Raw genomic sequence first — 13,106 nt, forward strand, 5'->3', positions numbered from 1 at the left:
TAGTTAGCTCCATCATTTTTGATGGAGCTTTTTTTATCCCTGAGAAAAGTGCTTAACCAAGAAATCAATGAAAGTGCGAATGCGCTGAGGTTGGTACTCACTATCTTTGTAAACCAAGTACATTGGTAGCTTAACTGATTGATATTGCGTTAATACTTGAATCAGTTCACCATTGTTAAGCTCTTGTTCTACCATCCATTTTGGCATTGCAGCGATGCCTTGCCCAAGCTTTGCCATTTGCACCAACATCTCAGGACTATCACTTCGAACCTGCTCTTTCACTTTGACTTTAATGGTTTCATTTCCATCGCTAAAACGCCACAAGTTAGACGGATTGGAGAGTGAGTAGGTTAAGCAGCAGTGCGTACTCAAATCGTTAGCACTAAGAATAGGGTCGCGCTTGTCGATGTAACTTGGAGAAGCGAAGTAAACCAATTCGTTATCCATCAACCAACGCGCTTTTAACCCCGAGTCTTTTAGGTAGGCGGCACGAATCGCGATATCAACATTGCCTTCAACTAAATCGACAAACTTGTCCGAAACTGACACATCGACGCTAAGCTCCGGATGTTGGTTGAGAAACTCATTCAGTGGCGCAGATAACAAGCGAACGCTAAACGCACTCGGCACTGAAAGCTTGAGCTCGCCAGAGACCGACGCTTGCTCTTGTCTAAGCTGCGACTCGAAGGAATCCATTTGTTCTGTGAGTGTCTGCGCCAGCTCGAGATATTGCTTTCCACCAGAAGTTAAGCTGATGGCACGTGCATGACGGTGAAACAAAGTAATGCCGACTTCTCGTTCAAGCCAAGCGATCTTCTTGCTTACCGCACTCTGAGTGGTATTGAGTTCGTTAGCCGCGGAAGTAAATGAACCTAACTGAGCGACACGAGAAAAGACTTTCAAACAATCAAATTTATCCATGATGCATTCCTGTTTGGAATGATAAGTAGCTAAATACTACTCTCCTTAAGTTTTAAGTGGAATGCTTTAATACTTCCATCATCTGTTCGGGAGTTAAAATTATGGTGTTGATTCAAGGGTTGTTAATCGCGTTTTTCTTGTTTGCCAGTTCGATCAAAATCATCGGTTGGGTGAAGCCGATTTTTGAGCCACAGCTCGCTTTCTTTCATAAATATGGATTGAACCGTGCCGCTATGTTTTTGGTTGGACTGGTTGAGGTGACGGGTGCAATTTTGATGTTAATTGGATTGTTATCGGCGAACAACTTGTTAAGTGCGATAGGTGCAAGTTTTATTGTTTTCACCTCCGTTGGTGCTATGTTTTTCCATTTTCGTTTTGATACTTGGAAAGATGCGATTCCGTCTATTGTGACGCTTTTATTGTCACTTTTGGTAGCTTCGCCTTTGATTGAGTTTGTTGCGCTTATTTAAGACGAAATTATTGCAAGTAATGTTCTGAAATCTTTAGTAACATGTTTCAAATAGTAACTGTTTCAAATAGTAATAGTTTCAAAACGTCACTTATTTCGAATTCAAGGAGGCTTGCAATGGAAAAACTAAGAGTAGCATTTATTGGTCTGGGTGTGATGGGATACCCAATGGCTGGTTACCTAAGTAAAGCGGGCTATGAAACCAAAGTATACAACCGCACAAAGGCGAAAGCTGACAAGTGGGCTGAAGAATACCAAGGCGTGGCTTGTGAAACTCCACGTGAAGCGGCAGAAGGCTGTGACATCGTTTTTACCTGTGTGGGTAATGATGATGACGTTCGTAGCGTTGTTTACGGTGAAGAAGGCATTCTGGTCGGCTTGAAAGCGGATGCTGTGTTAGTGGACCACACAACGACTTCTGCAGACCTAGCGGTTGAACTGGCTGAAGCGTGTGTTAAATACGGCAATCACTTCATTGATGCGCCAGTTTCTGGTGGTCAAGCGGGCGCAGAAAATGGTGTTCTAACCATCATGTGTGGTGGTGAACAAAGCATTTTTGCTCGTGTCTCTCCAGCGATGAATGTGTACGCGAAGCAGATGACGCTACTGGGTGAAAACGGTCAGGGGCAACGTTGTAAAATGGTAAATCAAATCTGTATTGGTGGCGTTTTACAAGGTCTGAGTGAAGCTTTGTTGCTGGCACAAAAATCAGGTTTGGACATCGCTCAAGTTGTAGAAACGCTGAAGCATGGCGCTGCAGGCTCATGGCAGATGGAAAACCGTGCAAATACGATGGCGGAAGATAAGTTCGATTTTGGCTTCGCTATTGATTGGATGCGCAAAGACTTGGGTTTCTGTCTGCAAGAAGCAGAGCGAGTGGGTCTAGAACTTCCACTGACTAAGAAAGTGGATGAGCAATACGCAGACCTTCAACGAGATGGTTTAGGTCGCATGGATACATCAGTACTGATCAAAGCGGTCGCTAAAAATCAGTAGTTGATGAATCAGTAATAGATAAACAGTTCTTTGGTATCAAAGAGCTTAAAGAAATCTAAGTTAATCATAATGAATCTCCTTGAGCATGGTTTGTGACTAGTGATTAAGGATTAATGATTTAAAACTAGGAGGTGCTGTAGGGCACCTCCTTTTTTATGTCTTTTAATCACATAGTGTGATGATTACAGCGTTTGCTTACTTGTTTAAGCCTAGTGCAATCTCAAGACCTTTGCCGTACGCTTCGTCCGCTTGGTATGCGTGTTGAACGTGGCGCTGTTGGATGAACTCTGGCACACCGTCCATTGCGCGAGCTGTGTTGTCGAACAGAGTTTGACGTTGCTCTTCGCTCATCAGACGGAATAGGTCACCCGCTTGGCTGAAGTAGTCTTCGTCTACACGGTGATCGTAGTGATCAGCATTGCCATTGATGCGTAGAGGTGGCTCAGAGTAATCTGGTTGCTCTGCCCATTCTTGTTTGTAGTTTGGCTCGTAACCCAGTGTTGAACCAAAGTTGCCATCAACGCGCATTGCACCATCGCGGTGGTAGCTGTGAACAGGGCAACGAGGTGCGTTCACTGGGATTTGATGGTGGTTTACACCTAGACGGTAACGCTGAGCATCGCCGTAAGCGAACAGACGACCTTGTAGCATCTTATCTGGTGAGAAGCCGATACCAGGTACTACGGCTGCTGGGTTGAACGCTGATTGCTCAACTTCTGCGTAGAAGTTTTCTGGGTTACGGTTCAGTTCAAACTCACCAACTGGGATCAGTGGGTAGTCTTTTTGAGACCACACTTTTGTTAGGTCGAATGGGTTGAAGTTGACTTCATCCGCTTCTAGCTCAGGCATGATCTGTACGTACATCTTCCATTTAGGGAAGTCTTGACGCTCAATCGCTTCGTAAAGGTCACGGTGATGGCTTTCGCGGTCTTTACCGACGATTGATTCTGCTTCTTGGTCAGTTAGGTTTTTGATGCCTTGCTGAGTTTTGAAATGGAATTTCACCCAGTAACGCTCGTTTTCTGCGTTGATAAAGCTGAATGTGTGGCTACCAAAACCATGCATATGACGGTAAGAAGCTGGGATACCACGGTCGCTCATTACGATAGTCACTTGGTGGAATGCTTCTGGTAGTGATGTCCAGAAATCCCAGTTGTTGGTAGAGCTACGCATGTTAGTGCGAGGGTCGCGTTTTACTGCGTGGTTTAGGTCTGGGAATTTTAGCGGGTCACGTAGGAAGAATACTGGTGTGTTGTTACCAACCAAGTCCCAGTTACCTTCTTCAGTGTAGAATTTTAGTGCGAAACCACGGATATCGCGCTCTGCATCTGCTGCACCGCGCTCACCAGCTACGGTCGTGAAGCGAGCGAATAGTTCTGTTTTTTTACCGATGTCAGAGAAGATTTTCGCGCGAGTGTATTTTGTAATGTCGTGCGTTACAGTGAACGTACCGTAAGCACCAGAGCCTTTTGCGTGCATACGACGCTCTGGGATCACTTCGCGGTCAAAGTGCGCTAATTTTTCAAGGAACCAAACGTCTTGTAATAGTTGAGGGCCACGAGGACCAGCAGTCATAACGTTTTGGTTATGGGCGACAGGGCAACCTGCTGCTGTAGTCAGTTTTTTGCTCATTTGATTTTCCTTGCAATATAGTGATTATTTATCGACTTTTCGGCAACTGCTCGAAAGTTATGCAAGGAGAATAGCGCTGCAACTGAGAATAAAAAAACTGTTATTAGCAATCAGTGTGATAGGTATCACCTATGCTTTAAGTGCTTGTTAAACAATGCCTTTGTGTCAATTAACATTATTTGTCGTATGGATTAAAGGTTGTTCTTGAATATGGCTTATATGAATAATTTCTGTCTATTTCAATTAAATCGGAAATAGACAGAAACTTAGGCTACTCAGCGCAGATTGGCAGTCATTAAGTTAGCCATACTTTACCTCTAGCTCTTCAGCTTTGTGGAATGCTGGGTGAGTGGCAAGCTGTGCACCATAGCGTTGAATGTTAGGGAAACGCTCAATAACGCCAAACTTGTTTAGGATGTCGACAATAAACGACATCATGAAATCCGCGCCTGTTAGCCGCTCTTCAATAAAGTAGGTTTTTCCTTTAAGGCTTTGATCAACGTAACCCATGACTTTCATGGTTTCCGCATCTGCATAGTCAGCTAGGAAATTGGTCTTTGCGCCATCTTTAGCGACAAACATTTTGAGAAGCAATGGAACCATGGCTGAGCTCTCTGCAAAGTGCATCCATTGAATGTATTGCGTGTAAGCTTTGCTGCCACGTTCTGGTGCAAAACGCCCGTCCGCGTACTTCTCAATTAAGTATTCAGTGATGGCACCAGACTCTGTAACGATCTCGTCGCCATCTTCCAATACGGGTGACTTGCCGAGTGGGTGAATGCTCTTGAGCTCAGGTGGAGCAAGAAATGTGACGCTGTCACGAAGGTAAGGTATGACTTCATAATCTACGTCCAGCTCTTCTAGTAACCAAATGATGCGTTTTGAACGAGACTGGTTTAAGTGATGCAGTTTAATCATAGAAGAATCCTTTTCTTATACAGGTTGATTAGTTTTAATAACAAGTTTGCCGAAGTTTTTGCCTTCCAGCAGACCGATGAATGCTTCTGGCGCATTTTCTAAACCTTCTACTAAATGCTCACGGTAGTGGATTTTGCCTTCCGCTAGCCATTGGCTTACATCTTTCACGAAATTTGTGTAGCTTTGCTCATAGTGATCAAAAATGATGAAACCTTGCATCTTGATGCGTTTGACCAGGATGTTGCCCATCAACATCGACATACGATCGGGACCTTCTGGTAACGCTGTCGCGTTGTATTGAGAAATCAAACCACAAAGTGGCACGCGAGCGCCGACATTTAACAGAGGTAACACGGCATCAAAGACTTTACCGCCTACGTTTTCAAAGTAGACATCGATACCTTTGTCGCATGTTGCTGCTAGTTGATCTGCAAAGTCATCTGCGGTGTGATCAAGACAATCATCAAAGCCTAGGGTCTCTTTTGCGTACTGACACTTCTCTGCGCCGCCTGCGATACCGATTACACGACAACCTTTTAGCTTACCGATTTGACCAACCATAGAACCGACCGCACCGGTTGCAGCAGCGACAACTAAGGTATCACCAGCTTTAGGCTGACCAATTTCCAATAAACCCACATAAGCGGTAAAGCCAGGCATACCAAGCACACCAAGGGCATAAGAAGGATGCGTCGGCTCACTGCCTAATTTAAATAGACCTTCGCCGTTAGATAGCGCGTAATCTTGCCAACCTGTGTAAGCTACCACCCATTCGCCTGCTTGGAAGTCAGAGTTCTTCGATTCCACGACCTGACAAACGGTCCCGCCAACCATTACGTCGTTTAGTTCAACAGGATCTGCGTAGGATTTGCCTTCATTCATTCGACCGCGCATATATGGGTCGAGAGATAGGTATACGCTGCGCAGAAGCACTTCACCTTCACTTGGAGTAGGGATAGCAGTTTGTTCTAAACGGAAGTTCTCTGGGACTGGCGAACCTTTTGGACGGTTAGCCAATACGATTTGACGGTTAAGCGTTTGGGTCATGGTAAGTTCCTACATTAATTATTAGACCAGTCGTCTAGTTTTTGTTCCTAAAAAATCCGCCGTACTTTTTGGGTAAAGATAAGGCGGATTAAGTGTGGTTCGTTATTTGCCTTTTAGCATACTTTGAGTGCTCTCAAAGCTGCGTATTAAGCCGGAACGATCCTGATACAGTTTGTTGAGTAAGCTTGCACCAATCCATTGATGATAAATCAAGTGGGCGGTTTGTTCTGCTGATTCAACTTGGATAGAGCCGTCTTCAATGCCCGCTTGGACACAATCTTCGATGGCTTTCACCACTTGAGTGGCACCCGAAGCCAGTCTTACACGCATTGCTTCTGAAAGATCAGAAACTTCCGCGCTCAACTTCACCACCAAGCATTTGTTGGCATTACATTGACCATTTTCAATCGCCATCCAGCGCTCGAAGTAGCTCAACAGGCGCTCGGAACCAGAGCCTTCACTTTCAGTAAAGTGGGCTGTGATCATTTTAAGGTAGCGAGAGAAGTAATCTTCAATCAATGCCTCACCAAATTGCTCTTTCGACTTGAAGTAGTGGTAGAAAGAGCCTTTCGGCACATCCGCTACCTTTAATAGTTCTGAGAGTCCAACACTGGTAAAACCTTTGGTCACTACCAACTGGTAGCCGACATCAAGAATGTGTTGGCGTGTATCGTTCGTTTTTGCATTCATGACTAATACTATAAAAGCGATTAGACCAGTCGTCTAGTAATTTGTGATTCTTACTTGATCAGTTCGTATTCAATCACATACAGCTCATCGATATTTGGGTAGATCTCACGGATAAGTTCTTTCAGTTTTGGCAGTTCAATCGCTTCTTGTTCTGCGTGGAACTCGTTGATGTCATCAAACTTCAGTGGTGCTACTGACAGGATTTTAATGTCGCATACCTTGCGATCTGTTTCTAAGGTAAACACTTCCACTTCGGTATTGGGCACGTAGTGGCTTTCTGATTCATCACGAATCGTGATTGTCTTTTTACCTGCAGTGATAAGTGGTGTTAGGAATTCAAAGAAGGTGATTTTAGTTGGATGCGAAGACATAACCGATGCTCATATTAATGTAATAGGGCGAGAGTATATCTCGCCCTTTAAGAAAAATATCCAAAAAAGTGCTCACCAAAGACGCCTATGTAGAGTCGCTATTTCGAGGTGTGTAGTTTGTCGCTTTAGAGTGTTGAGTGCGCCGAAAATGTTATTGTTTAACAATGAGTTTTATAAGTTTGGCACAGAAATAACCTAATATAATACCGATCCAATTAGTGCTTAAGTCATCAAAACTGAAGGAGCGAGTTGCGATAAACAATTGGCTGAACTCCTCTAAAGAGACGATAAACAATAGGACGATCAGTAACCGAATACCAAACATGTCCGCGTTTGTTGCTGTCACCCATTTAGGGAAGTTAAACACGGCTAGAAAACCAATCAAAAGGCTAAAGGTAAAATGTAACGTACTTGAGCCGCCGACATAATTCTCTAGATTTTGGTACGTGGCATGACTGATATCAGAACTTTTCCAAAGCGATAGAGAAATCGTCAGTAGTAACACTCCGATAAAGCTAATTCGTGCAATCGTATTTGTCATATTTACCCCACTGGAAAAAAGCCAAGATAACGTTTCACGAAGTAGAGTGCGGCTAAGTTTTGGATTGCTAAACCTATCGCCATTGCCCAAGCTGCGCCTAATACGCCGTACCATTGAGAGAGCGTGACCAGTAATGTAATGGAGATGACACCAGATACGATAGTGATGTATTTCATGGTCTTTTCATGTCCACTCATAAGCAATAAAAACCCAACTGAACCTGTTGCCACATTCACTAGTTGCCCTAGCGACAATGCAACGAGTAAGGGCGCAGCTGCAGTAAACTCTTTGCCAAACAGTTGCATAACAAACTCAGGAAAGGCGACGCACACAACCACGGGAATCAGTGCTGCTCCAATATTTGCACGGCATGCCAAACGACTAAGGCTTTGCAGTCGATCTAGTTTTCCTTCCTTATAGAGTGAAGCAAACATCGGAGCGACGACGAAGTTAATTGTGACTAACACAAAGCCAATGAGTAATGAGGTGCGTTGTGCTGCTGCAAGTAAGCCAAGATCGGAAGTTGCGAGAAAGAAACCCGCAATGACCAAGCTGCCCCACTGAACCAAATTGGAAAAGATGCTGCCAAACCAAACTTGTTTTGCTGAATAGGTTAGCTCGGTATTTTTCTCCGTTTTCCCATGACTATATTGATCAGACTTAAGCCATTTGATGCTCGATTGGAGAGCGACAGCCCCTGTTGCTATGACGAGTAAAATCATAAGGAGGTCTGCATCAATTGAGTAAGCTCTCTGAGCCACTAATACCAGCGCAACCATAAAGAAGCTCACGCCGAGTTGTAACGCAAATAGCGAGGGGACAACTCGTCTAGAGGCTTGCAATACTCGGCTATTTGTCTGTCCAATAACGAGTAATGGGATCGACAACAAAGCAAGTGCCAGTGCAGCGTCGGAAACGCCAGTTGTGTTTACGTGTTTAGGGAAAAAGTTGAATGCCAAGTAGATAAAAGTACACGCTGCTACACTAAACAACAGACTTCGTGCTAGCGCGATACGGTAGTTGTTGCTCTGTTCCTCACTATTGTTATTCGAGAAACCAATAGCGTTGTACTTAACAAGCGAAACATCAAATCCTAACTGAGAAATAATGGCAGTGAAGTAAGCGAGATTAAACAAAAAGAAAAACTGCCCTGATGTCGATGCATCTGTGACTCGGGAAACGATGAGCGTTAAAAGAAACGCAAAACCAGCACTCAGAACACGGGTAACTGCGGTTTGAAAGCCGAGGGAAAACAGACTTTTTTCCTTGTTCTGAGTGGCTGCGCGCTTTTGTTGTAGTTGTTGAAGCATTTGATCCTCTAGCTGTAAATGCTGATTAGCGCGATTCGTTGTTTTTCTTCACTAAATGTTTCATTGAGCTCCTTTGAGTACTGATTGAAGTCAATATCGTGGTAGTGATTAATGCAATGGGTGATTTGTTTTGCCATCTCTTGTGGACCTTGTGCCAAGAAAGGGTAGTTAAGATCTTTGGTGGCACCGATAGAGCGAATGACCATAGGTAAATGCAGCTTCGCCGCTTCAAGAATGGTCAGCGGCATACCTTCCCAAGCAGCAGTATGTAAGTACAAATCCGAAGTTTTGAGTAGGCTAACGACTTCATCTCGTGGAATCATGCCCGTGACTTTAATACCTTGTGCACGTAACTGATCTTCAAGCTCTCTCTCGCCGCCACCAATCCAAGTGATATCAATATCATGTGCTAACTCAGCCTTTTTGATTTGACCGAGTGTATCAAGCAAGAACTGAGGATCTTTTTGTGGAGCGACTCGCCCTAGAATGACCAATTTCAGTTGAGTTTTGTTAGTATTTGGACTGCGCTCTTCGCTACCATAGGTTACGTAGTTATTGAGTAACTCAGCGCGCTTAGCGCCTATGCTGATGGCTAAATCGCATTCGCGTTGACTGCACCCAGCAACAACATCGATTTTTTTAAGCGCGATTTTTTCTAACGTCTTGTAAATCTGTTTGGCAAAATTGGAAATATCTTCACGTTCAAATGCATAACAGTGGGGCGTGTAGATAAGGCGAGCATGACCGAGCTTTAAGAATCGACCGAGGAAGCCCGCTTTACTTGAGTGCAAGTGAACAAAATCTGGCTTGATCTCCGCAATGAATGCGTTTGCGTCCTTCATGAATTGCAATAAGTTGCCCTCTACCCATTTTGTGTGGCTAAAGACATGGTTGCTTGATTCATTAGTCATATCATTTGAGCGAGCACGAGCAAGCAATGAATGCTCGAATGCTTCGCTACGCGAAGAGTGAACGTAGCTGTAGAGTGCTGTTTGAACCCCACCGCCAAAAGCTTCGGTTATGTGCAGTACTTTCTTCATTATGCTTTGGTCCCTGGAGTTTGCTTCCACTTGTTCTTAAATGCTGCACGCTCTTGCTCTGAGTAAAGGTGACGATAAAGAGGAAGATCGTACATGTAGAAAAGTTTGGAGAAGTCGTAACGCTCTTTAAAGTACTGATGGATATTGGAATACCACTTGTTTTTTGCTTCGTTGCTGTTTTTAAGAATAAAATCATCAAGCTGAAGAAACTCACCGATCTCTTTATCAAGGGAGCTCAGCTGTTCGCATTTAATTAGAATGACACTCGCCTTTTCATTACTGAATGTATAAAAAGGTTGAGTGTTATCAATCTCTTGGCGAAGTACATCGATGTTGAAGTTACGTTTAAGCTCGTTATCGAACCAGTTAGCAAAATAATTAAGGTTAAGGTAGTTATCGAAGCAATGCTCTAAATGTTTGTAAGTCACATCCATATCGCGATGGATAGCGTCGTTTTTCTTGCCTTCGATGAATTGAATATGCAGGTCTTGGAAAAAGCGGGAGAAAACCGTTGCAATTGGATCACGTACCAGAGTCACAATCTTGATGTTGTCGCGCTTTTGTAAGATGCGTTTTCTTTTGTTGAGAACAAGGCGATACATGGTGCGGTTTTTAAAGTCGAAGAATTTACTCACATCTTTTTTATTGTGGTACATCTGGAACTCTTCGTGATCATCAAACGTGTGGATGTGGTAGCTCGGAATTTTACGCTCACCCAAAGTATGCTCAATAGACGACGAACCGACTTTACCCATTTGGTAAACCAGCACGAAATTGTCTGCTTGAAGTTCTCGGTTTTTCTCAAATTGTCGAGAGATTGAATATTTCATTTATCCTATCCTTGATAGCTTTAAATTGTTTGCTCTTCGCCATTTCTATTTGTTGGTTGGTGGCGAAATCAGTTAATTGGGTTTTGAATCATGAGCAGGTTGAGAGTGGAACTCTGCCGAAACGGTTGTCTCTTGCTGGAGGTTATAATGCCTTGCTTTACTGATCATGACGGGTAGTAAAAGTATTAAAATGATGGTGGTATTCACGGCGACAAAAAACACCATGATTAGAGCGTAGATTGCGAGTAGGAAGCTCTTTCTATTCTCTTCCAATGAGTTGAAACAGCCCTTCATAAAGTGCACATAACCACCAAATAACAACAAAATGCCTAATAGCCCGTATTCGATAGAGGTATCTAGAACAAAGTTGTGGGTGTAAATCGCTAACTCATCGTAGTTAAAGTAGTTGATCATGTAGTGAGGTAACATCTTTGCTCCGACACCTAAAATTGGATATTGAAGCAAGATGTCTAACCCGTTTGCCAAGAGCAATTTACGGTGTAAATTGGAGACCCAACGCGCTTCACTTTGGTTAGCAAATAGGATGTCTTCCTGAGTAATTTCGAGCTTGTCTGCAAGCTGGTCAAAACCCACGTAAAGCGTTGTTGATACGACGAAGAAGATGACTAAACTTACCCCAATCAGAACAGTCCAAGTGTAGGTCTCACTGATGGTTTGTCGTACTAATCGCTTGATCACCAGTTGATCCATAAAAACCAACAAACAAAAACCGAGCAATGCTTTTCTCTCTTGAGAAAGAACCAGTAGTACGAATGCAAATAGCATTAATAGGGGAAAAGCGCGGATTTTGTCTCTGTAAAGGTAGAGTAGGGAGCAGAGAACACCGAAGGCGTACTTACTCACGCCCAATAGCTTGAATCCACTCTGGTAGCCTTGTGAGAAGTGCCACAGCGCAACAAGAGAGCAAATCACCAGTAAGCTGTATGTAAAATAGACCATGATTCGGTCGTCGTTAAAGACACCGTAGGCGTAAAGCAAACACAGCAAACTTAATATGGCAACCCATTGAACTGTCTCCGTAACCAAGGGCATAAATGGGACACGATTAAGAAGTCCATTGACAAAAACATAGCAGGTAAACAGTAATAAGAAGCCCATGCGAGGATGTAGCAATGCATGGGTCTTACCTTCCAGTATGATAAGAGTCACCAAACCGATCGAGAGCAAGCTTGCAATATCGGAAGGCGCGAGTACGAGGCTACCTGCTCCCACTTTAAATGGTGCGAAAAAGAGGGAGAGCGTAATTGCTGCCAGTAATGAGATGCGACTACTTACTGGTGCAGAGTTGCTGGTAAAGTCCATAGTAACCGTCTCGGAATTTGTCGATGGTGTATAACTTGGCGCGATTAACTGAGTACTCGCTTGCTCTGTTGTACATTTCTTGGGTGGTGCAAAGTTGAGTTAATTTGTGGGCAAGTTGCTTTGAATCTCCCAGATCAAACAGGTATTCGCTGCTGCCCATGACTTCATCTAATCCAGGTACGTCAGAAGACAATACTGGCAAACCTGCTGCCATCGCCTCAACCGCAGCTAAACCGAAGCCTTCCACTTTAGAAGACTGGACGTATACGTCGATGTCGCTCAGGAATGACGGAATATCAGAGATGATGCCGTGAAAATGAACCCTTTCGGCAATATTGAGTTGATGACTAAGAGACTGTAGTTCGGTGCGTTTACTACCATCTCCCGCTAAGTGAAGCTCATAATTGGTCGGCATTAGGGCAGTCGCACGAATCAAGGTTTCATGGTCTTTATGCTCATGCAGTCTTCCGACCATACCGATATTAATAACTGGCTTTTGTAGCACTGAACTGGCGGACTTTGCGACCATTGGAAAACGTTCGAGATCAACGCCATTGTGTACAACACGATATTTGTGTTGGTAGTGAGGCATGAATTTCACGAGCTCTTCTTGCACTTTTTCACTGATGCTAACAGTAAGGTTATGACCTCTGTAAAGCAGGTGTTCCATGAATTTGAATAGGGGGTAGTCACGGCGGCGGTTATAAGAACAATGCTCGGTTTGAATTCGTTTTTTCCCCACAGCTAATAGCGCGAGATAGATGGAAGGATATAGGTGACCATGAACTAAATCAGGCCAACGCAACAGTGACCACTTTTCTTTTAGTGAAAGCGTTTTCCAGTTAAAACATTCGATGCCTTGAGCAGATAACAAGTCCAGATAGTCGTTGTCATCGCACAATACAAGAATCTTTATATCGTATTGAGGTGCGTGTTCCATCACAAGATCCACAAGGAATTTTTGCGCGCCCCCATTTTTGGATAAGTCATTGATGATATGAAGTATTTTTGTTTTCAT

14 protein-coding genes are annotated in these 13,106 nt (G+C 43.7%); 2 read left to right on the plus strand and 12 right to left on the minus strand.

Features of this window, described 5'->3' with window-relative positions; translation table 11 throughout:
- Nucleotides 1-33: 33 nt before the first annotated feature.
- Nucleotides 34-921, minus strand: a complete 888-nt coding sequence (locus ABMY42_RS01585) for a LysR family transcriptional regulator (RefSeq protein ID WP_239210742.1) — start codon at nucleotides 919-921, stop codon at nucleotides 34-36.
- A 101-nt stretch (nucleotides 922-1,022) separates the two neighbouring features.
- On the opposite strand from ABMY42_RS01585, the gene ABMY42_RS01590 reads away from it, so the two are divergent.
- On the plus strand, nucleotides 1,023-1,391 hold the full coding sequence (locus ABMY42_RS01590) for a DoxX family protein (RefSeq protein ID WP_038899224.1): 369 nt from the start codon (nucleotides 1,023-1,025) through the stop codon (nucleotides 1,389-1,391).
- A gap of 116 nt (nucleotides 1,392-1,507) precedes the next feature.
- Entirely contained in the window at nucleotides 1,508-2,386 is an 879-nt protein-coding gene (locus ABMY42_RS01595) for an NAD(P)-dependent oxidoreductase (RefSeq protein WP_017819353.1), read from the plus strand.
- Nucleotides 2,387-2,581: 195 nt separating this feature from the next.
- On the opposite strand, the gene ABMY42_RS01600 is transcribed toward ABMY42_RS01595, so the two are convergent.
- From ABMY42_RS01600 to ABMY42_RS01650, 11 genes are all read right to left on the minus strand, one after another.
- On the minus strand, nucleotides 2,582-4,018 hold the full coding sequence (locus ABMY42_RS01600) for a catalase (protein ID WP_005451376.1): 1,437 nt from the start codon (nucleotides 4,016-4,018) through the stop codon (nucleotides 2,582-2,584).
- Nucleotides 4,019-4,318: 300 nt separating this feature from the next.
- Nucleotides 4,319-4,936 (minus strand): glutathione S-transferase family protein, encoded by a 618-nt coding sequence (locus ABMY42_RS01605; RefSeq protein WP_274877514.1) that lies wholly within the window; start codon nucleotides 4,934-4,936, stop codon nucleotides 4,319-4,321.
- Nucleotides 4,937-4,951: 15 nt separating this feature from the next.
- Entirely contained in the window at nucleotides 4,952-5,983 is a 1,032-nt protein-coding gene (locus ABMY42_RS01610) for an NADP-dependent oxidoreductase (protein WP_069688094.1), read from the minus strand.
- A gap of 102 nt (nucleotides 5,984-6,085) precedes the next feature.
- Nucleotides 6,086-6,673: a TetR/AcrR family transcriptional regulator gene (locus tag ABMY42_RS01615; RefSeq protein ID WP_009697152.1), complete on the minus strand. Its 588-nt coding sequence runs from the start codon at nucleotides 6,671-6,673 to the stop codon at nucleotides 6,086-6,088.
- Between the two features lie 50 nt (nucleotides 6,674-6,723).
- Complete coding sequence (yqfB, locus tag ABMY42_RS01620; RefSeq protein WP_005432046.1) at nucleotides 6,724-7,044, minus strand: N(4)-acetylcytidine aminohydrolase; 321 nt, start codon at nucleotides 7,042-7,044, stop codon at nucleotides 6,724-6,726.
- Nucleotides 7,045-7,195: 151 nt separating this feature from the next.
- A complete protein-coding gene (locus ABMY42_RS01625; RefSeq protein ID WP_050922675.1) occupies nucleotides 7,196-7,585 on the minus strand; it encodes a VanZ family protein in 390 nt (129 codons plus the stop codon).
- A 2-nt stretch (nucleotides 7,586-7,587) separates the two neighbouring features.
- Nucleotides 7,588-8,895, minus strand: coding sequence for an oligosaccharide flippase family protein (locus ABMY42_RS01630; protein WP_349265889.1), 1,308 nt, complete (start codon nucleotides 8,893-8,895; stop codon nucleotides 7,588-7,590).
- 8 nt (nucleotides 8,896-8,903) lie between these two features.
- Nucleotides 8,904-9,935: a glycosyltransferase gene (locus tag ABMY42_RS01635; RefSeq protein WP_009697149.1), complete on the minus strand. Its 1,032-nt coding sequence runs from the start codon at nucleotides 9,933-9,935 to the stop codon at nucleotides 8,904-8,906.
- Entirely contained in the window at nucleotides 9,935-10,765 is an 831-nt protein-coding gene (locus tag ABMY42_RS01640; RefSeq protein ID WP_029790091.1) for a putative capsular polysaccharide synthesis family protein, read from the minus strand. Before ABMY42_RS01640 ends, ABMY42_RS01635 begins: the two co-directional genes overlap by 1 nt.
- Nucleotides 10,766-10,837: 72 nt before the next feature.
- Nucleotides 10,838-12,088 carry an O-antigen ligase family protein gene (locus ABMY42_RS01645; protein WP_349265890.1) on the minus strand — a complete coding sequence of 417 codons (1,251 nt, stop codon included), beginning with the start codon at nucleotides 12,086-12,088 and terminating at the stop codon, nucleotides 10,838-10,840.
- Nucleotides 12,054-13,106, minus strand: coding sequence for a glycosyltransferase (locus tag ABMY42_RS01650; RefSeq protein ID WP_009697146.1), 1,053 nt, complete (start codon nucleotides 13,104-13,106; stop codon nucleotides 12,054-12,056). The genes ABMY42_RS01645 and ABMY42_RS01650 overlap by 35 nt, the downstream gene beginning before the upstream one ends.

Source organism: Vibrio sp. SSH13-20 (assembly GCF_040104475.1).
Lineage (GTDB): Bacteria > Pseudomonadota > Gammaproteobacteria > Enterobacterales > Vibrionaceae > Vibrio > Vibrio harveyi.

Coding starts and splice junctions, on each gene's coding strand:
- ABMY42_RS01585 (WP_239210742.1), bottom strand. CDS start 921: ATGGATAAATTTGATTGTTTGAAAGTCTTTTCTCGTGTCGCTCAGTTA.
- ABMY42_RS01590 (WP_038899224.1), top strand. CDS start 1,023: ATGGTGTTGATTCAAGGGTTGTTAATCGCGTTTTTCTTGTTTGCCAGT.
- ABMY42_RS01595 (WP_017819353.1), top strand. CDS start 1,508: ATGGAAAAACTAAGAGTAGCATTTATTGGTCTGGGTGTGATGGGATAC.
- ABMY42_RS01600 (WP_005451376.1), bottom strand. CDS start 4,018: ATGAGCAAAAAACTGACTACAGCAGCAGGTTGCCCTGTCGCCCATAAC.
- ABMY42_RS01605 (WP_274877514.1), bottom strand. CDS start 4,936: ATGATTAAACTGCATCACTTAAACCAGTCTCGTTCAAAACGCATCATT.
- ABMY42_RS01610 (WP_069688094.1), bottom strand. CDS start 5,983: ATGACCCAAACGCTTAACCGTCAAATCGTATTGGCTAACCGTCCAAAA.
- ABMY42_RS01615 (WP_009697152.1), bottom strand. CDS start 6,673: ATGAATGCAAAAACGAACGATACACGCCAACACATTCTTGATGTCGGC.
- yqfB (WP_005432046.1), bottom strand. CDS start 7,044: ATGTCTTCGCATCCAACTAAAATCACCTTCTTTGAATTCCTAACACCA.
- ABMY42_RS01625 (WP_050922675.1), bottom strand. CDS start 7,585: ATGACAAATACGATTGCACGAATTAGCTTTATCGGAGTGTTACTACTG.
- ABMY42_RS01630 (WP_349265889.1), bottom strand. CDS start 8,895: ATGCTTCAACAACTACAACAAAAGCGCGCAGCCACTCAGAACAAGGAA.
- ABMY42_RS01635 (WP_009697149.1), bottom strand. CDS start 9,935: ATGAAGAAAGTACTGCACATAACCGAAGCTTTTGGCGGTGGGGTTCAA.
- ABMY42_RS01640 (WP_029790091.1), bottom strand. CDS start 10,765: ATGAAATATTCAATCTCTCGACAATTTGAGAAAAACCGAGAACTTCAA.
- ABMY42_RS01645 (WP_349265890.1), bottom strand. CDS start 12,088: ATGGACTTTACCAGCAACTCTGCACCAGTAAGTAGTCGCATCTCATTA.
- ABMY42_RS01650 (WP_009697146.1), bottom strand. CDS start 13,106: ATGAAAACAAAAATACTTCATATCATCAATGACTTATCCAAAAATGGG.